General features: G+C 53.8%; 15 protein-coding genes and 3 tRNA genes. 3 read left to right on the top strand and 15 right to left on the bottom strand.

From position 1 onward, the window contains the following. The 14 genes from LJE94_15115 to hemL form a co-directional block, all read right to left on the bottom strand. On the bottom strand, window positions 1-584 hold a 584-nt coding region (locus LJE94_15115), incomplete at its 3' end, for an ABC transporter substrate-binding protein (GenBank protein MCG6911437.1). Between the two features lie 101 nt (window positions 585-685). Next, window positions 686-1,837, bottom strand: coding sequence for a M20/M25/M40 family metallo-hydrolase (locus LJE94_15110; protein MCG6911436.1), 1,152 nt, complete (start codon window positions 1,835-1,837; stop codon window positions 686-688). 12 nt (window positions 1,838-1,849) lie between these two features. Next, window positions 1,850-3,031 (bottom strand): amidohydrolase family protein, encoded by a 1,182-nt coding sequence (locus LJE94_15105; GenBank protein ID MCG6911435.1) that lies wholly within the window; start codon window positions 3,029-3,031, stop codon window positions 1,850-1,852. A 46-nt stretch (window positions 3,032-3,077) separates the two neighbouring features. Beyond that, window positions 3,078-4,469, bottom strand: a complete 1,392-nt coding sequence (locus LJE94_15100) for a glutamine synthetase family protein (GenBank protein MCG6911434.1) — start codon at window positions 4,467-4,469, stop codon at window positions 3,078-3,080. 780 nt (window positions 4,470-5,249) lie between these two features. Continuing rightward, window positions 5,250-5,327 (bottom strand) — tRNA-Glu (locus LJE94_15095). Between the two features lie 20 nt (window positions 5,328-5,347). Next, window positions 5,348-5,423: transfer RNA gene (locus LJE94_15090), tRNA-Lys, on the bottom strand. A gap of 68 nt (window positions 5,424-5,491) precedes the next feature. Next, window positions 5,492-6,253 carry an energy-coupling factor transporter transmembrane protein EcfT gene (locus LJE94_15085; protein ID MCG6911433.1) on the bottom strand — a complete coding sequence of 254 codons (762 nt, stop codon included), beginning with the start codon at window positions 6,251-6,253 and terminating at the stop codon, window positions 5,492-5,494. Further along, complete coding sequence (locus tag LJE94_15080; protein ID MCG6911432.1) at window positions 6,238-6,984, bottom strand: energy-coupling factor ABC transporter ATP-binding protein; 747 nt, start codon at window positions 6,982-6,984, stop codon at window positions 6,238-6,240. Before LJE94_15080 ends, LJE94_15085 begins: the two co-directional genes overlap by 16 nt. Before the next feature lie 18 nt (window positions 6,985-7,002). Beyond that, a complete protein-coding gene (locus tag LJE94_15075) occupies window positions 7,003-7,506 on the bottom strand; it encodes a biotin transporter BioY (GenBank protein ID MCG6911431.1) in 504 nt (167 codons plus the stop codon). A 442-nt stretch (window positions 7,507-7,948) separates the two neighbouring features. Next, window positions 7,949-8,875, bottom strand: coding sequence for a biotin--[acetyl-CoA-carboxylase] ligase (locus tag LJE94_15070; GenBank protein ID MCG6911430.1), 927 nt, complete (start codon window positions 8,873-8,875; stop codon window positions 7,949-7,951). A gap of 237 nt (window positions 8,876-9,112) precedes the next feature. Beyond that, entirely contained in the window at window positions 9,113-10,612 is a 1,500-nt protein-coding gene (locus tag LJE94_15065) for an amidase (GenBank protein ID MCG6911429.1), read from the bottom strand. A gap of 577 nt (window positions 10,613-11,189) precedes the next feature. Continuing rightward, window positions 11,190-11,696 carry a periplasmic heavy metal sensor gene (locus LJE94_15060; protein ID MCG6911428.1) on the bottom strand — a complete coding sequence of 169 codons (507 nt, stop codon included), beginning with the start codon at window positions 11,694-11,696 and terminating at the stop codon, window positions 11,190-11,192. Between the two features lie 701 nt (window positions 11,697-12,397). Further along, window positions 12,398-13,813 carry a UDP-N-acetylmuramate--L-alanine ligase gene (locus LJE94_15055; protein MCG6911427.1) on the bottom strand — a complete coding sequence of 472 codons (1,416 nt, stop codon included), beginning with the start codon at window positions 13,811-13,813 and terminating at the stop codon, window positions 12,398-12,400. 162 nt (window positions 13,814-13,975) lie between these two features. Continuing rightward, window positions 13,976-15,259 (bottom strand): glutamate-1-semialdehyde 2,1-aminomutase, encoded by a 1,284-nt coding sequence (gene hemL / locus LJE94_15050; GenBank protein ID MCG6911426.1) that lies wholly within the window; start codon window positions 15,257-15,259, stop codon window positions 13,976-13,978. Window positions 15,260-15,722: 463 nt separating this feature from the next. Here hemL and LJE94_15045 point away from each other — a divergent pair, with 463 nt between their 5' ends. Then, complete coding sequence (locus LJE94_15045) at window positions 15,723-16,493, top strand: RNA 2'-phosphotransferase (protein ID MCG6911425.1); 771 nt, start codon at window positions 15,723-15,725, stop codon at window positions 16,491-16,493. Between the two features lie 41 nt (window positions 16,494-16,534). Next, a tRNA-Lys gene (locus tag LJE94_15040) sits at window positions 16,535-16,611 on the top strand. A 197-nt stretch (window positions 16,612-16,808) separates the two neighbouring features. Here LJE94_15040 and LJE94_15035 read toward each other — a convergent pair. Then, window positions 16,809-17,135 (bottom strand): thermonuclease family protein, encoded by a 327-nt coding sequence (locus LJE94_15035; protein MCG6911424.1) that lies wholly within the window; start codon window positions 17,133-17,135, stop codon window positions 16,809-16,811. 435 nt (window positions 17,136-17,570) lie between these two features. Between LJE94_15035 and LJE94_15030 the strand changes: the two genes are divergently transcribed. Beyond that, window positions 17,571-17,885, top strand: a 315-nt coding sequence (locus tag LJE94_15030; GenBank protein MCG6911423.1) for a zinc ribbon domain-containing protein, incomplete at its 3' end; no start/stop codon positions are given.

The raw sequence follows: 17,885 nt of genomic DNA, 5'->3' as shown, positions 1-17,885 counted from the left end.
TAGCCCAATATTTCACCACCAAGCTTTTCAAATGCCTTCTTAAAATACTCGGGAAGATTATTGGTATAGGGAATCTCCGTCGAATAAACCATGAAAGCCTTGCGGTAACCCTTTTTGTAGGCATATTCGGCGGCTAAGGCTCCCTGGATGTTATCCGACATGCAGATCTGAAAAGCACAATCTCCCATGTCGCCAACCAGCGTCGGCGCAGTTCCGTCACCCGTGGAAATGGGAACCCCAGATGAACAAGCTACAGCGCCCTGGGCAAGTGCAGGGTCACCGGTGGTTGCAATGATATAAACCACACCTTCATCAATCAATTCTTCAGCCAGGCGCACACCCAACCCCTGTTCGTTGCGGCAGTCTCTGGCAACAAGCTCGAGCTTTCTACCAAGGACACCACCGGCCTTATTGATTTCTTCGATGGCAAACTCTGCACCGTTGCGTACTGGGGCATCATAAAATGAATAAGGACCGCTAAAATCACCGGGATGGCCTATTTTTATCGTACTTTCTGCTGCTGCCGGGGAAGTGCCCATAGCAACCATTCCCAATACCATGATCAATACCAATAACTTCTTCATTTTTCTCTCCTTCCCTTTTTTGGTTTAACACTAAAAATTAGCGCTAACAGGATGAAGCTTAAACTGGTAAGATTTCTTTTAAGCGAAACTCGTCAAAGCAATCAAGGGCTCTCCAAAACCATAAGCATACCTGCCAGCAAACCAGCCCTCACCGCAAATGAAGATATTTCCATATACTCGTCCGGACCATGGTCCAATCCGCCGATGGGCCCCAATCCGTCGAGTGTTGGAATGCCCATGTTTGCAAACCAGTTGCCATCGGACATGCCACCGGTTGATACAGAAAAGACGGCAGCACCTGCATCTTCTGCCACCTTTTCATATAGAGTGATAAGTGATTCATTCCTGCCACGCGTCATTGCAGGCCATCTCAGATCACAAACCAAATTCAGCGATATGCCTTCATGATCCTCGAATTCTCCAATACGCCTGATCATGTCAGCTATGGCCATGTCGTCTGCCGACCGAATATCAATACGTGCTTCTGCGTACTCAGGAACGACATTCACCGCCGTACCACCGGCTATCGTCCCGGTGCCTACTGTCAAATCATCACTCAAACTATCCAGACTGGAGATTCTCTGCACTTCCCTGCACAATGCCAGAATGGCATTTTTCCCCTTGTCAGGCTCTGTTCCCGCGTGAGCAGGAAAACCTGTACAGGAAACCGTAGCCCAGACACCTCCTTTGCGCGATACGACAAAACCGCCGCCGGGCCGGCCGCACTCCAACACAAAGCAGGCTGACGCCTTTTCCAATTCTTTGATGAATGGCGGAGGCGTGGTCCTGGTCTCTTCGTCACCAACAACCAGGAGTTCGATGGTCGGAAAGGAAAGCTTGTTTTCAATCAACCAGTTGACAGTCGCCAGCGCCAGGACAAGCCCCCCTTTCATGTCAATAACACCCGGGCCGAAAGCCCGGGCGCCCTGGATACTGAAGGGGCGTTCCTTGCTGGTGCCTTTTTTGAAAACGGTGTCAGCATGGCCGAGTAAGACAACCTGACCAGGGCCTCCGGGAATGGTGGCTTTAAAATGGCTGATCTTATTATCAGTTTCTTTCCATAGAAATCTGGTTTGTTCACCATTCAGCGCCCCGGCGATTCTTTGTTCAACGGCCAGAATGCCCGCGGGAAGATCTTCACCGGAGTCAATATCAACAACCGCTGCCAGCAGGTCAAGGTAATCATTGAGCCGCAGGCTGATATCGTCGATACAGTTTCTGACTGCTTGGGCAGTATCCTTTTGTTCCGTCAATCCGGCCTCTTTCTACACTGACAATCCGTGAAGCTCAAGCGCATTTCGAGATAAAATCCCTGTACCGATTTTTTTTGCGTTTTCCATGGAAAGCATATCAAGTTCCACAGCACGTGTCAGAACCCGCTTCAATGCCGCCTTGGTTTGCCTGGCTGCGAGCCAGAACAATTCCGGTTCGGAAGCCTCATCCGATCCGTGAAATATTTTGTTGGCGGGAACAGATCCAAGAAACAGCTCAAGCGCTCGGTCGATGTAGAGGGTGCTCCAAGGTGTCATGACCGAGAGTTCCACATAAGCCCTGGGGAATATTGAAGCCAGAAAAGCAGTTTCCTCCATCCAGGGGTATCCACCGTGAATCAGAACGATGGACTGCGCCATGTAGCGACCGAGTAGGGGCTTCAATAGTGACGGCCTTGCGTAACGTAGCAGAACATCAGGATCCCCCCCCCCGGTATGTATATGGAAGGGTATCCCCACATCGTTGGCCACTCCCATGGCAACATGCAGCAGGTGGTCCCTGACCGGTTTGGATACCGATCGATCTTCCCGCCAATTCGCGGCTTTCCATTCCGTATAATATTTTTTCACCTGCTCCTGAGAAGGATTTGCCACATCAAGTCCTGTTCGGTAAGCGATAATGGTCTTGAAGGCGATCGTTCTGGGGTCTTTTGCCGCTTGTTCAAGCAACTCCACATATCGTTTTTCACAGTCAATAAAATTATCTGCATTATGAATCGCCGACAGAATCAGCGGTTCGATTCTCACAACACGATGAACCGGTGCACCGGTGAGCGCCTCAAAATCTTCAGGCGCCACCCGGGGTTGGGGATACCCGTCATCTACAAAAAGACCCACAATATTTTGATCGGAAAGAAGCTGCTTTATATATGCAGAACAGTCCTCTGCAAGTGTTTCTTGCCGTTTTTCGGGAACGGCCTCGGGTTCACAATTGAAAAAACTCGCCAGCCATCGTTTGGCTGCAGAGGTGAGCAGCGTACTGTTGGTCATTTCAGGAAGCAGGCGAGTCAACCCCTTGTCGGCTGTGTTGGAAGAGCCTAAGCACATACCCATCAAAGTCAGTCGGTCCAGCCATCCCGAAGGATCGGCATCAGTAATATCCTCGCGGTTGAACCCGTGACAGTGGGCATCCACCACAGGTACTGCACTGAAATCCAATTCATCTTTTACTGTCATTTCTCTTGGACCTCACCTCCATTTGTCCCCATATTTGAAACGGGTTTTATGCATACCGCCAACGCAAATCTTCAACCATCTTTTCAAATTCCATAGAACCGTAGCATTCCCAGTCAAACTTTTTCACGGCCAAGTAGCATTCGTAAAGCGAATTGCCCAAAGCACGTTTTACGAATGTCGATTTTTCGAGCTGATCGATGGCTTCCTTAAGGTTAGCGCTCAACTGCTGAACACTTTTTTGGTTACGCTCATCTTCGGACAGATCAGCAGGATTGACCTGAATCGGCTCCGGCAGTATAGCCTTTCGCTCCAGCCCATCCATGGCGGCAGCTATCAGGATGCCCACAACCAGGTAGGGGTTGATCGTGCCGTCAATGGATTTAAGCTCAAAATTCGCTGTTTTCGATCGTATGGTTTTGGTGCCCTTGCATAGACGCAAGGCTGCTTCCCTGTTCTCCCAACCCCAGCATGTGTATGCACCGGCCCAATTGGACGGTTGAAGACGCTCATAGCTCAGCACGCTGGTTGCCAGAAGGCTCGTCATTTCTGAAAGCCTTTCAAGCACACCGGCAGCCATATGCTCTCCTTCAGTGGTCAGTTCCTGTGGCCCATCTCCGCCTGTAAAAAGATTCTTCCCTTCGGACCACGCACTGAAATGGAGATGGGTCCCATTCCCCACCTCTCCCGGTATGACTACCGGTGCAAAAGCGGCCCTGAAACCGTATTTTTGTGCTATACGACAGATGGTCTGGCGCAACAGCAGCAATTGATCAGCTGCGACCAGAGGATCACGTGGGTCTACGGAGATTTCGTACTGCCCTGCAGAATATTCCGGATGCAGCTGGGCTGGGCTGATGCCCTGGCTTTCAAGAGCCTCTGTCAACTCGACCAGAAATGTCTCAATTGGAATTAGCTTGACAATGCCATAGCCTGGTAAACCCATTCCAACGGGTTGATCGGATTCATCCAGGAGCGTAAATTCCACTTCAAAAGTCATTTGAAAGGAAATGCCTTTTTTCGATGCTACCTCAATCATTCTTTGGGCAAAGTGCCGCTGGCACACTGGCATTATATTCAATTCCTGGTCGTACTGCCATACGGGTGCCCAGATCCATCCCGGTGCACCGTATAGAGAAACCGCGGCATTTAAATCAGGGATCAGGCGCATGTCACCCGATGGTGTGTCAAATCCCGGTGCCGTCGTAATGTGGTCATTGACTCCGAAAACGGCAAACGTGTAGGAAATGCCGATACCGTTTTTAGCAGCACTCACCAGCTTGCTGATGGGTATTGTCTTAACCCGAGATATACCGGCACTGTCCACAAAGGAGCAGGCAGCCAATTTGGCTCCGTTTTCTTTTAGTCCGTCAACAATCTTATCTATAGTCTGGCTGTCCATTTTTTTCATCTCCATTCTTTTGTTTGCCTTTGTTTTCAAGAAAGTTATCCATTAAACTACATGGCGTCTGAAATCAATATAAATTGCCATGAAGGGGGTGATAGTATCCCTTGCCGCGGTAATCTACAAGGCGGCATAAGCCTTCCCCTTGTCCCGTGCTTTGAGAACAATTAATATGCGGACAGGTTCTATTTCTCATTGCATTAGAGGTTTAGAATGTAAATTTTTAGCTCACAATTGCTGGAATGGTCGAAGATTACGCCGATATAGGAGACAGGTAACTAGTGTTGATTGTATGATTTAACATATCTTATTAATTTTATTATAATTTATGATGTAATCCAAGATTTGAGGCCGTCCTTCTTATATACAGATTGCGTATCAAGTCTCCTCAATTTTATAACATCACCTGTATTCGCAGAAAATTTCTTCAATATTATGGAATCCAATGGATTTGTTTTATAATCAACGCCCTCCCCTCTCATCCTCCTACACCTTCTATTCAGATTTCAGAAGTTTTAGGGTTATTTCTCGTGGCTTTTGAGTTTCCTGATGACCGCATACAACTTTTCGATTATCTGGATAGCAGACTTGTTGTTTGAGCATGATTGCGATTGGGGTTTTATGCAAGGATAATTGATACCCCATGAAATATGCGCTGGAGCCGGAAGGCCGATGGATAATCCACCGCACCGTTAGAATCCTTTATACATATCTCTATGTGAAAATTGCCTCAAAGGTTGGAAATACGGTTGGAATATTTCTTCTTCAGAATGAAACAGGGACTCGGAATTAATTCCAAGTCCCTGTTTTTATTGGTGGCGTCCCCAAGGGGATTCGAACCCCTGTTGCCGGCGTGAAAGGCCGGTGTCCTGGACCAGGCTAGACGATGGGGACGCAAATTGAAGCGTCTGTTTTGGTGGGCCGTGCGCGGCTCGAACGCGCGACTCTCTGCTTAAAAGGCAGATACTCTACCGACTGAGTTAACGGCCCTATGAAATCTGAATCTCTAATCCCTTTCTTTTCCGCTGTCAATATAATTTTCGTATTTTCGCATAAATTCATTTCAAAATCAAGATGCACGCACAAAGGCAGATCCCGCAGAGCAGAATCGCCCAATCTCCGGCGCGGGCTTTCGCCATCCGGACGTCGCCCGTTTCCCCATAGGCGCGGGCTTCCATGGCCACGGCCAGGTTGTCGGCATCCCGGAATACGCCGCGTAAAAGGGGTAGCGCATACACCCTCAGACGGTAGAACGGGTTGCGGCGCGCCCCGATGCACCGTGCGCTCTGGGCGGCCGACACCTCCTTTGCCCGGGCAAAGATGACGGGGATAAACCGCACCAGCAGCCCCAGCATGGTCGCCACCCGCCTCTCCGGTATCCCCGGAACGGGCCTGAAAAACCAGGCAGCCGAGCGCTTGATGTCCGCAACCCTCGTCGTGGCAATCAGGATCAATCCCATGACAACCACTACCAGAAACCGCCAGCAAACCACCGCCCCGTCGGCAATACCCGCCCTGCCGATTTTAAGAACCCAGATCTGAACCAGGGGCTCCCCGGGTGTGAAGATTGCCCTGGCTGTAAACACCACCGCCAGGAGAAAGAAAAAATAGCGCAGGTCACGGACGGCGGACAGCAGGTCCAAACGGGCGATCAGGCTGACAAGAAGCACTGCGGCACTCAGAAACGCCAGCGCCGCAGTGGACGCATCGAGCACGGCAAGGCTTCCGGCTGCCATGAGAATGAGCTTGAAGCGCGGGTCCAGGGAGTGCACCGGCGTGTTGCCGGGACAAAAATGAAATGCGGTTATGCCGGTTGCCATAAGCCCGTACCCTCCGCGATGGGGCGCAGGCCGAAGGAAACCGCCTCCCCGGCACCCAGTCCCGGGGGACTGTCCCTGACGATTTTGCCTTTTCCCATGATCACCAGCCGGTCGGCGAGGCCGATAACCGGATCCAGATCGTGGCTGCTCACCACGACGGCGTGCCCCTCGCCCTGCAACGTCCGCATCTGTCCTACCACCTGGCATATGCCCGGGTAGTCCAGATTGGAAAACGGCTCATCGAAAATGATGATCTCCGGCTGCATGGAAAGAATACCGGCGATGGCCAGCCTGCGTTTCTCCCCGCCGGACAGCAGGTGGGGCAAGGCGCCCGCCAGGTGCTGCAGCCCTACCTTTGCCAGGGCGCGTTCGGTGTAACGATCGACACTCGACGGGTCCATGCCCAGGTTCTCGGGGCCGAAGGCCACATCCTCTTTCACGGTTTCTCCCACGATCTGACTGTCGGCATCTTGAAAAACCATCCCCACCAGCCGCCGGGCCCGCAGCAGATCTTCCCCGACCGGGACCCCCTTGATCAGCACCGCGCCTTCCGAGGGCCGGACCAGGCCGTTGAAGTGCCGCAGCAGGGTGGTTTTGCCGGACCCGTTGGGCCCGGCCACGATGACAAACTCCCCCTTGCGGATGCAAAGGTTCACCGCGTCCACCCCGGTCACGCCGTTCTGGAAACGGTGCGAGAGGTTTCTCACTTCTATGACGATGTCGTCGCTCATCTTGATCAACTTCCGTTTTTATCGGATTACCTGTCGCAGCTTCTTAGCCAGCGGAACGGCGACGGCAATCTTGAGGGCGTCGCCGATCAGAAAAGGATACACGCCAAGGGCCAGGCTTTTTGCCAGGCTCATGCCGGTCGCCAGCTTGAGCCAGGCAACTCCCAGGCAATAAACCACTGCCGTGCCCAAGAGCATGCCGGCCACATCGAACACGGCCCGGCCCCGGCCCTTCTCTGAAACGGCACCGATGCAGCAGACCGCCGGCAAAAAGCCGACGAGATAGCCGCCGGTGGGACCGACGATGTGCCCGATGCCCCCTTTTCCGCCGGCGAACACCGGCAATCCACAAATCCCGGCAAGCAGGTAGGTTGCAACGGCGGCGCCCCCCCATTTGGCCCCCAGCAGCAGGCCGGCCATGAAGACCAACAGGTTCTGCAAGACGATGGGCACCGGCCCGATGGGAACGGCGATGTACGCCCCCACGGCTATCAGGGCCGCCATCAATGATGCGTACGCGGTCATGCGCAACTGGTTGGTGTTTTCCTGCAACGCTGGGGTTTGCCCTCTTTCAGTTGTATTTCGTTTAACCGAGCCGTCGGGGTGTGTTTTTCAATCATCCCCACGAAGGGGATGTCCAGAGCATATCGTTGATCGCTTTCTGGATTCCCGCCTTCGAGCCTGTTTCATTATTCACAAAATAGCGCTACCAGGAAAAGTTTTCAGGGCTAAAGCCCTGGCCTGCATTGATAACCGTTTGATTATACATACTTTGGTTCTATCCATCTGTTTACCCGATCATGCAGCGCAGGGTTTTTACCCTGCCAAAGCGGATTGTGACGCAGCCTCCTTCGCTGGGATGACGAGGGACCTGGGGTTAAATTCCCCGACCCTTCAAATGACCGAATAAAATATACACGAAATGAATGAGATCCCGACCGTTCAGCGTATCTGATCACTTGGAATCTCATGCATTTTGATGGAAGCAGTCCCCATAAATGACGGTCTGGCGCTCACCGGTGTCCGTCTCCAGAATCAGGGCACCGTTTTCATCCACATCCACGGCCTTCCCCCGGAAGGTGCTGCCGGTCGTTCTTATGGTCACACTCTTCCCTATGGTGGCCGTTTGGCGTTTCCATGCCGTCATGACGGTATTCAAGTCGCCTTGATCCAGATATGCTTCAAAGGCGTCCAGAAACCGGGACAGGATCTCGACCCTCGAATGGTCCCTGCCCGTCAGCTGGCGGATCGATGCGGCATAATCCACATCGGGCGGCGGGTCGTTGTTGACGTTGATGCCGATGCCGATGTTGATGAAAGACACCAGGTCGCCTTCGACCTCCATTTCGGAAAGCATGCCCGATATCTTCCTTTCGCCCGCCAGCAGGTCGTTGGGCCATTTTACCCGGACGGGCAGACCGCACACCTGCTCCAGGGTCTGCGCCAGCGTCAGCGATGCCGCAAAGTTGACCCGGGCGCTCGCATAGGGAGGAATATCCGGCCGCAGCACCATCGTGAAATATAGCCCCCCTTCGGGCGACTGCCAAACCCGCTCGAGGCGGCCGCGACCCTTTTCCTGAATCCCGGCCACCACCACGGTAAACCCCGGGGCCCCTTTGCGGGCCAGGTCCCTGGCAAGGTCCATGGTCGACGATGTTCGCTCGACATACCTGACCCCGGGCGTCCTGCCGGGAAATTCCCAGGCATAGGGGATGTCGGGCGACGCATGCAGCCGGTAGCCCTTGGCCGTGGATCGTATGTCGTAACCGGCATCCCGGAGCTTCTGTATGTGCTTCCAGACCGCCACGCGCGAAACGCCCAGCCGCCCGCTGAGCACTTCACCGGAGACAACCCCCTTTTCTTCCCTCAATGCCGCCAGAATTCGTTCTTTCATCACCCGCTTCCATCTCGTTATCCACTAAGAAAATCGTGGTTAACGAAATAACCACTCGCTGTCAACAGATTATTTTGAGTTAGCGGGTTTATTGGGCTGCTTGGGTTAGTGGGTTCTTCGAGTTACTTGAGTTCATTGGGTTATCGGCTTAACGACCCCAGCCGTTCGCTTTTTCATTAACCGCAAGGCGAATGTATATTAGGCGGCCAATAGTCCGAAAATGTAAAAACACTCAACTTAGGGTCGCTTGGCCGGCGGCCGCTTGTCGAACCACGGTCTGGCTTTTTCCAACTGTGCCGCCAATTTAAACAGCAGGGTTTCATTGCCGAACCGGGCGATAAACTGCGACCCCAACGGCAGGCCCTCCCCGCTCCAGTAGAGGGGCACGGACATGGCGGGCAGGCCGCACAGATTGGCCACCTGGGTAAAAGGCGTCCGTTCCAGGCTTTTTATTGCCATCTGGTCCACTATGCCTGAGGCTTTCAACAGCCCCCCCAGATTGAGGGTATTGACCAGTTTCATCATCAGGTTTTCGCTAGCCGAGGGTTTGAGCTCTCCGATCCTTGCCGGGGGATAAGCGGTGGTAGGTGTCAGGTAGAGATCGTAGGTCTCGAAAAACCGGCCCATACGCCGGGCGGCAAGGTCCCACTGACGCATGGCGCCGACCATATCCCCGGAAGAAAAGGTTCGCCCCAAGAGCCCGAGGGTCCAGGTCAATGTCTCCACGTCCCCCGGTTTGGCCTTGCGGCCCAATATGCCCGACAGTGCCTGGATATCGGCAGCCACTTCACCGAAATACATGGCCAGGTAGCTTTTTGCCAATGCCTGACCGTCAACGTCCGGCGCCGCTTCCTCGACGTGATGGCCCATATTTTCGAGCAGGCGGGCGGTCCTTTCAACGGCACGTATGCAATCCGCGTGCACATTGGTTTGCAATGGCGACCGGGTATTGAAGGCGATCTTCAATGTCCCCGGTTCCCCTGCCAGGGCCTCCAGGTAACTGCCCGCGGGCGGCCGGATTTCATAAGGTGCGCCGACGTCCGCCCCCTGGGTCTGATCCAGCATGGCGGCGCTGTCCCGCACCGTACGGGTAATCACGTGCTCCTGAACCGCACCCTGCCACACCCGCCCGTGATCGGGCCCTGAAGGATTGCGCCCGCGGGTGGGTTTCAACCCGAACAGGCCGCAGCAGGCCGCAGGAATGCGGATCGATCCGCCCCCGTCACCGCCGGCCGCAAAGGGCACCATACCGGCAGCCACGGCCGCAGCGGATCCGCCGCTCGAGCCCCCGGGCGTGTAATCCGTGTTCCACGGATTGCGGCACGCGCCGAAAAGCTCCGGTTCGGTGACGGCCAGCAGGCCGAATTCGGGCGTGTTGGTCCTGCCCAGAATAACCGCGCCCGTATTTTTTAATCGCCGGACCATTTCATCGTCGTGGTCCGGAATGAAATCCTTCATCGCCCGGCAGCCCCTGGACTGCGGTACGCCGGCATAGGCATACCCCAGGTCCTTGATCAGCAGGGGCACGCCCGCAAAAGGGCCATCCGGCAGCGATCCGCCGGCAGCCTGTCGCCCCTGTTCGTACATGGGGGTCACCACGGCATTGAGGGATGCATTTTCACGTTCGACGACCTCGATTGCCGTTTCACAAAGCTCGGCCGGCGTCACCTCCCCCTTGCGAACCAGTTCGGCCAGGCCAAGCGCATCATACGCGTCATACTCCGAAAAGCTACCCATGAGATCACTCCTTGGCTCCAATGACGGCAGCAACCGTCCATGAATGTTTCCAAAGCCCCTGAAACAACCTGCTATACCACCATCCGCTGCCCATGCGGTTTCCCCGATCACCATTGCAGATACCACGTTTCCCGCAATTCCGCAAAAAGGAAGGGAGAACCGGTTTCACCGACTCTCCCTAGAATTAAATACGATCGAGAATGGGAACTGACCAACCTGGAGGAACACCGGTGTTTCGTATATTCCGCCAACGTCGGCTTATCTCTCGCCCACATCGTTAGAGTACGCAGAGAACACGGTTAAGTTCATTTATTCTTCAACCGCAGATAAACAATGATTTCTGGCAGACCGCCGATCGCTGTTGATCTTTTTTCACCGAAGGTGATTATATTTTTTGTCTGCGCCTGTCTGCGTTCGTCTGCGGTTAGATTATCTTTTGGTTTTTCTCTGTACCCTCTGCGAGAGAAAGAATAGACCTTTCCTGATCGCCGTCATGCCATTTTTTTTGGATGTAATCGAGCGGGGCGGCCATAGGGCCGGCCCGCTTGTATGTTACACTATTTATCCGGCAGTTAGTTTAGTTCCAGCAGTAGCTGCCTCCCCGGGGAGTGCCATAGCCCGTTATGGGGCCACCGCCCATAAATCCCCTGCCCATATTCGGGTACTGCTTTCTCAATTTAACCATGTGTTCAACGCGTTTTTGATCGAATTCGGACCGCAATGCAGAAATTTCTTTCTGGAGTTGGGCGGCCCTGGCTGCGTCCGGGTTGTCCTTGACGAGCTCATTATGCAGCTCTCTCTCTTTGTCGAGGAGTTTGCTCCTTATTTCCCGGGTCTCATTGGAAAAAGCCTGGCGCTTCTGTTCGAAGTTCCGGTAATCTTCATCGCTCCACCGGACACCGCTGTCATTGTCATAACCGTAGCACTGATGCCAGCCCGGACCGTGATGGCCCCAGCCGCCACCGTCGTAATCCCCCATCATGCCGCCGCCCCGGCCCATACCGCCGTGGGCAAACGCGTTGATGCCGATGCCTGCTGCCGCGATCACTGCAATCGCGAGTATGATGTTTCTTAATGGTCGCATGTCGAATTCCTCCTTGAGTTATTTGGGTTTCTGCTGCACGTTCATTGGTCTTGCTAGCATTTAAAAGCAAACGACATGCCACATAGCGCCATGCATCGGTATTTTTTTCTATCATATTGAAATTACTTATAATTTAAAGTAGCTGGCCCTTCCTTTGGCGATTTGACAACATGAAGCCGATCAAGAGGCGTATATTTTTTACCCAAAATTCTGGTTCGAATGCCATGTGCGTATAAAATTTACCCTGCGGCAATTGTAAAGGGCTTGAAGTCGGGAGCAAGAACAATTGAAACGCCCGCTGCGCTCGAGCCACAGAGGACGCAGAGAATAATTTTACCATGCGGGGCTTGCAAGAGGTCGGAAGTCAGAGGTTGGAGGTGAGGGAACGGAAGTCAGGCGTCAGACCCCAGACGTCTCACGCCTTACATTTCACTTTTCACGGCTCGAGCCGTTTCACGATTCACGACTTACCACTTGATCACCGAACACCTGACACGAGGCACGCCGTATACAGTAGACCGTAGACCAAAGTATGGGTTTGTCTGCGTCTGTCTGCGGTTAACAATCATTGTCTGCCTCTGCTCCGAACCCTAACGAAGTGGGCGAGAGATATACAGCGTGTGCACTGCCCGCTAACCCAATGAACGCAATCAACCCAAGGAACTCGTTAACCCAACTTGATTAAAACGAAGCGCCGTGAATTACAATGCTTCAAGCAGCCTTTCGTGGATATTGTCGAACCCCCCGTTGGACATGATCAAAACGAGATCCCCCGGTCTTGCCGCTTTCTTCAAGAAATCGATGATCTCCTCCGTGGTTTCGAAAAAATGGGCATCCTTTCCCCGCGACACGAGATCCGCCACCAGTTTACGGGAGGAAAAGCGCTCCCCCTGCGGTATTTTCTCCAAAAGCGGCGGCTTGCGGATACAGATCAGATCGGCCCCGTCGAAACTTTGCGGGTAGACGTCCTGAAACACGTCCCGCATACTGGTGTTGGTCCTGGGCTCGAACACGGCGATCAGGCGGCCGTCCGGATAAAAAGGCTTCACGGCCCGTACCGTCTCCCTGACCGCGGTCGGGTGGTGGGCAAAATCATCCATGACCACGACGCCGTTCTTCACGCCCCGCACCTCCTGGCGCCGTTTCACGCCTTTGAAGGTCTCCAGCGCCTCCTGAACCGCAGCCTTGGGAATGCAGAGCAGATCGGCAACGGCAATCGCCGCCAGGAGATTCGAAAGATTGTGCCTGCCTGGCAGCAGGGTCCTGAACCGCCCGTAGGTCCCGCCCTCTTTCAGGACCTCGAAGACGGACCACGGGGGGCTGATCGCAAGATCGCCGATGCGCCAGAGGGACCCGTCGCGACTGCCGTAGGAGGTCACTTTGCAGGCCGCCGCATCCGTCACCTTCCGGACATTCTCATCGCCGTCATAGGCGAACAGGGTGCTGTCCCCGTTCAGCCCGGCCGCAAACGCCGAAAAAATATCGAGGACATGCGCCTCGTCTCTGAAGATATCGGCATGATCGAATTCGACGCTGCCGAGCACTGCGGCCACAGGGGTGTAGTGCATGAACTTCGGCCCCTTGTCGAAAAAGGCCGTGTCGTACTCATCGCCCTCGATGACGATGTGCTCCCCCTGCCCCAACCGGTAGTTGCTGTTGAAATTGGCTAAAATCCCGCCGATGAAAAACGTTTCGTCCAGTCCGGCGCAGTCCAGAATCCAGGCCACGATGGAAGCCGTGGTTGTCTTCCCGTGGGTTCCGGTAATCAAAATCTGCTTTTTCCCGGCGGCCACGAACCGGTTGATCGCCTGAGGCATGGAACAAAAGTGCAGGCCCATTTGACGCATGCGCACAACCTCGGCGTTGTCCTTCGACACGGCGTTGCCCACGACAACCAGGTCGGGTCCGTACGCCAGGTTTTCACCGTCGAACCCTTCGGCGATGCTGATGCCCCTCTCCCTCAAAAAATCACTCATGGGCGGATACACTTTCAGGTCCGAACCGGTGACCGCGTATCCCAACTCCTTCAACATCAGGGCCAATGCGCCCATGCCCGTACCGCAGACGGCGATCATGTGAATGGATGTTACATCTTCCGGTATTCCGTTTTTCAGCATCTGCGCTCCTGTCCGCCACGCTGTCGGTCGTAAAAAAACCTCATGGTTGCACAAGCGACATGGGAAATAAGTTATAATATATTGTTATTACATTGAATATAAGGATGTGAGCGCTACTTTTCGGATGCAACATCGAGGATAACGATCACGAAACCACGCCGATCACAGCCCGTCAAATATTGCTTTTGCCGTTTTAATGGTTTTGTCGAGCTGTTCCGTCTTGTGGGCCGTGGAAACGAAACCGGATTCGAACTGCGAGGGGGCGACATAGATCCCGTTCTCGAGCATGGCATTGTAGTACATGGAGAAACGGTTCAAATCGCTGGTTTTGGCATCCGCCATATTTCTGACAGCCTGATCGTTGAAAAACATGCCGAAAACGGAACCAAGGCTGTCGATCTCAACGGGTATGCCGCTTGACCGGGCAGCCTCCTTGAGGCCCTTTGTCAGGTATTCCGTTTTCTGAGCCAACTCCGCATATACGCCTGGTTTGTTCAGCTCCGTCAGGGTGGCGATCCCGGCCGCCATGGCCAGCGGGTTTCCCGACAGCGTCCCGGCCTGGTATATCGGTCCGTCGGGAGCGATCCGGTCCATAAGCTCCTTTCTGCCGCCATAGGCCCCCACCGGCATGCCGCCCCCGATGATTTTTCCCAGGGTAGTCAGGTCCGGCATGACGCCGTAGTGTGCCTGGGCCCCGCCAAGGGATACGCGGAAACCCGTGATGACTTCGTCGAAGATGAGAAGGCTGCCGGCCTTTTCCGATGCCGCCCTCAAGCCGGCGAGATAGCCGTCTTCCGGCAGAACGAGGCCCATGTTGCCTGCCACGGGTTCGACGATGATACAGGCCACGTCCGCCCCTCTTTCTGCCATGACCTTTTCGACGGCGTCCAGATCATTGAAAGGAAGCGAAATGGTATACGCGGCGAACGCATCAGGCACCCCCGGGCTTCCCGGAATGCCGAGGGTCGCCACGCCGGAGCCGGCCTCCACCAGCAGCGTGTCCGCGTGGCCGTGATAGCAGCCGTCGAATTTAACGATCAGGTCTCTGCCGGTTATGCCCCGGGCCAGCCTGATGGCGCTCATGGTGGCTTCCGTTCCCGAATTGACGAAACGGACGGTGTCGATGGAAGGCACCGCGGCAATAACCATCTCCGCCAATTCGATCTCCAGGTCCGTCGGGGCGCCGAAGCTGGTCCCCCGTCCCAGGGTCGCTTTGACGGCACTCACGACGGCCGGATGGCGATGCCCTAAGATCATAGGTCCCCAGGAACCGACGTAATCGATGTAGGCGTTCCCATCGGCGTCGTAAAGCATGCACCCTTCCGCCCGGTCGATGAACACCGGGTTGCGTCCCACGCTCCTACAGGCCCTGACCGGACTGTTCACGCCGCCGGGGATCACTTCTTTGGCATGTTGAAATAATTTCTCGGATCGTTCATTGTTCATTGGCTCCATCCTTTTTTTTAGGAATCAAGAGAATTATAATCCATTGAAAATAAGTATATTCTAATCGTTCAAAAAATTTGGGACGCTCATCTTAGGCATTATTCCATCCGGTTTATCCGGGTTGAAATTTTATATGCCAAATCCATCATGATTTCAAGAGCCTTCACCCCAACGTTGCAAAAGCCTGAGGGCTTCAGAGTCAAGGCGTCTGAGGGTGACGTCGTAGTTCTTTACTTCGAACCCTCAGGAACGCAGGATCTGAAGTTCTCAGGCTTTCCCGAAGGGTAAACAACATGGCAAAATAGGCAAGATCCTTGGAATGCACCGGTGGTTCTATCCAGAGGCCTGCGATGTTTTTATGAATTTATAAGTTGTTACAAGGCATTATCTACTCTCTGCCATGTTGTTTATGCAACCTTGGGGTTCACCTAATCTGAGTTTAGGTTCACTAATGGTTGCCGTTGTGCTACTATCGACGACCATGCAACGCAACGGGGATCCTAAAAAACTGGCCAAGCTGCTGGCATACGCCCTGGGCAGAACCCCGGACGAATTCGGGCTGGTGCCGGATGGTGACGGTTTCGTCAAAATCAAGGAATTCCTGAAAGCCGTCAATGAAGAGGAAGGCTGGGGATTTGTTCGCCGGGCAGCCATCGACGAGATTCTGTGTGCGGTCACTTCCCCGCCCATAGAAGTGCTCGAAGACCGCATCCGCGCTGTAGACAGGGAGCATCTGCCGGAACGGCGCTACGAACCCGACCCGCCCGCACTGCTGTACACCTGCGTCCGTCGACGCGCCTATCCCCACACGCTGAAAAAGGGGATCGGCCCCATGGGGCGGGGGCATGTCGTGCTGGCATCGACAGAAGACCTGGCGCTCAAACTCGGCCACCGGTTCGACCCCAAACCGGTGCTGCTGACGGTAAACACATCCATCGCCCACGACCTGGGGTGCCTGTTCATGCGTGCGAGCGAACGCCTGTTGCTGAGCCGGTACATCCCGGAAGGCGGTTTTCGGGGCCCCGCCCTACCGAAGGAGAAAAAAGCCGCCCAGGGCAGGGAAGCAACCGGGACGCCCGACAAAACGAGTGAACGTTCGAGAACCCCGGGCAGCTATTTCCCCGATCTTTCCGAACCTCCCCTCCCCCGCCACCGAACGAAAAAGGAGCGCCGCAGGGACGAGGTGGCCTGGAAATCCGAACGCCGGCGAAAATCGAGGCGCAAAACAATTTGACATCGCCATTTAAACCTGTTACGTGACATTTTTATTCATGTGGGCCGTTAGCTCAACTAGGCAGAGCACCTGACTCTTAATCAGTAGGTTGAAGGTTCGATTCCTTCACGGCCCACCAATAATATCAAGAGGTTACAGGTTTTACTGAAACCTCTTTTTTATTTCGTAACCATCTCGTAACCACGTAACCATCTTTTTAGGTCAAAATCCGCCTCATACTTTGGGATTAGCCGAGCCTCAATCTCTTCCCAATCGGCTTATATAACGACCTTCAACACTCTAACGGCACGATATTGGTAACAGCGGTCATTTCCATCATTCCCGCTTCCGCCGCCGCCACTCCCACGGCGCGACCGGATCAGGCTCAACCCATAGCCCTCGTTTGGCGGACCTTGCCTCATACTCCAGTTTCGCAAGTGCAGGATCACGGTTGTATTTCTTGTAGTGCCACGCGAGACCGGCTTCCAAGAGAGCCTTGTTTAGGTTCTTATCACCGACAAACACGAACCCGATGATACGACCATACCGGTCGGTATCGGTTTCCCAGACTTTGACGACCTTGCCCGCGACCAGATCCGATGCAAACTGTTTGGCCTGCTGCCCGTACGGCTGGCCCTTCTCGGGGCAATCGATCGATGCCAGACGGATCCTGACCTGCTTGCCGTCCTTGAGAACCTTAATGGTGTCACCATCTGATACACCGACGACCTTGCCTTCCCAGGAACCGGCATAAAGGAGGACGGGTGGGGTGATTAATTTTGCATGGTGTTGATATGCTGAAGTTGGTTATGGTATCAGTATGTTGCAATGTCAAACGCTGGTGTTGATAACATCCATCGGCAACAGCTATTTTTTCGTCCGAAAAGGCACGATGGTCTCCATGTATCTGTACCGAAGAGATACCCTTTTCTTGACCCATTAATCCAAATAATGTATCTGTCTTATATTGCACCGAAATCACATCTGCCCTGAAGTTGAGTTTCAAATTTGAGCCGGATCTAACTTCCTCTTCGGCCTGTTCTTACCTTATTAAAGCGTTTCGTTTTTCTCACAACATGAATAGTAACGGTGGTCTGTTTGCACGAAGATGAAACTATTCGTATGCCTAAAGACATTGAACTCGCTGTATTTTTAAGGAGAGTGAAAATGGAATGCCCGGAATGCCATTTGGATAATAAGGAGGGGGCCAGGTTTTGTAACGAATGTGGTCATAAGTTTGAACTTATCTGTCCGGAGTGCAACACCGGCAACCGAATCGGTAGTAAGTTTTGTAACGAATGCGGTTTCAATTTTGCGGCTTCCAACACAGCTATGGAGCAAGCTCCGGATGAAGAAACCCCATCCCTTGGCTCTCCCGATGAGCCCGTCTGCCTTGACAGCAGTCCTATTGAA

Source organism: Deltaproteobacteria bacterium (assembly GCA_022340465.1).
In the GTDB taxonomy this organism is placed as follows: Bacteria; Desulfobacterota; Desulfobacteria; order Desulfobacterales; family B30-G6; genus JAJDNW01.
Note: the sequence above shows the minus strand (reverse complement) of the source record. Positions and strands in the feature narration are given on the sequence as shown.

What these genes read in the sequence shown, in the direction of transcription:
- LJE94_15105 (MCG6911435.1), bottom strand. Translation starts at nt 3,031, where the DNA reads ATGACAGTAAAAGATGAATTGGATTTCAGTGCAGTACCTGTGGTGGAT.
- LJE94_15085 (MCG6911433.1), bottom strand. Translation starts at nt 6,253, where the DNA reads ATGGCAACCGGCATAACCGCATTTCATTTTTGTCCCGGCAACACGCCG.
- LJE94_15080 (MCG6911432.1), bottom strand. Translation starts at nt 6,984, where the DNA reads ATGAGCGACGACATCGTCATAGAAGTGAGAAACCTCTCGCACCGTTTC.
- LJE94_15075 (MCG6911431.1), bottom strand. Translation starts at nt 7,506, where the DNA reads ATGACCGCGTACGCATCATTGATGGCGGCCCTGATAGCCGTGGGGGCG.
- LJE94_15070 (MCG6911430.1), bottom strand. Translation starts at nt 8,875, where the DNA reads ATGAAAGAACGAATTCTGGCGGCATTGAGGGAAGAAAAGGGGGTTGTC.
- LJE94_15065 (MCG6911429.1), bottom strand. Translation starts at nt 10,612, where the DNA reads ATGGGTAGCTTTTCGGAGTATGACGCGTATGATGCGCTTGGCCTGGCC.
- LJE94_15060 (MCG6911428.1), bottom strand. Translation starts at nt 11,696, where the DNA reads ATGCGACCATTAAGAAACATCATACTCGCGATTGCAGTGATCGCGGCA.
- LJE94_15055 (MCG6911427.1), bottom strand. Translation starts at nt 13,813, where the DNA reads ATGCTGAAAAACGGAATACCGGAAGATGTAACATCCATTCACATGATC.
- hemL (MCG6911426.1), bottom strand. Translation starts at nt 15,259, where the DNA reads ATGAACAATGAACGATCCGAGAAATTATTTCAACATGCCAAAGAAGTG.